Genomic DNA, 703 nt, shown 5'->3' with positions numbered 1-703 from the left:
ATGGGTGGATGGCGGGGCCTTCGGGTTTCGGTTGCCGCGGCGTTTCGGTTCAGGCCGCTTCGGCGATGGCGTGGGCCTTGCTGCCGCCATGGCCTTCGCGGAAGCGGAAGCGGGCGATGTGCTCGCTCAGCGCGCGGGTTTGCTCGTCGGTCAGCGCCAGCGCCGCATTGGTCTCCTCGACCAGGGCGGCGTTCTGATGCGCCATCGAGCCGATGCCGTCGATCTCGGTGTTGATCGCCGAGACGTCGCTCGCCTGGCTCATCGCCGTCTGCGAGATGCCGTTCATCAGCCCCGTCAGGTCGTTCACCGAGGCGACGATCGCCTCGAACATCTGCGCCGTCTCCTCGACCAGCCCGACGCCGACCTTGACGTCGCCATGCGCCGCCTCGACCAGCTTCTTGACGTCGTTGGAGGCATCGGCCGAGCGCTTGGCCAGGCTGCGCACCTCGGTCGCGACCACCGCGAAGCCGCGCCCGCTGTCGCCGGCGCGCGCCGCCTCGACCGCCGCGTTCAGCGCCAGCAGATTGGTCTGGAAGGCGATCTCGTCGATCATCGCGATGACCTCGGAGATCTTGTCGGACGAGGTGCGGATACGCTGCATCGCTTCGAGCGCCGACGCCACGACCTTCTCGCCCTGCTGCGCCTGGCTCTCGGCGCCCTCGGCCATGCCGGTCGCCTGGGCCGCCTCGCTCGCCGTCTTCTT

General features: G+C 69.1%; 1 protein-coding gene. It reads right to left on the bottom strand.

Annotation, left to right across the window (positions count from 1 at the left end; genetic code table 11):
• Positions 1 to 49: 49 nt before the first annotated feature.
• Positions 50 to 703: methyl-accepting chemotaxis protein (locus ACFPN9_RS26110; protein WP_377817888.1), on the bottom strand; the 654-nt coding region annotated here is incomplete at its 5' end.

The sequence above is a fragment of the Allobosea massiliensis genome, from assembly GCF_042655245.1.
GTDB classification, from domain to species: domain Bacteria; phylum Pseudomonadota; class Alphaproteobacteria; order Rhizobiales; family Beijerinckiaceae; genus Allobosea; species Allobosea massiliensis.
The sequence above is the reverse complement of the archived record's forward strand: the minus strand, read 5'-3'. Positions and strand labels throughout refer to the sequence as shown.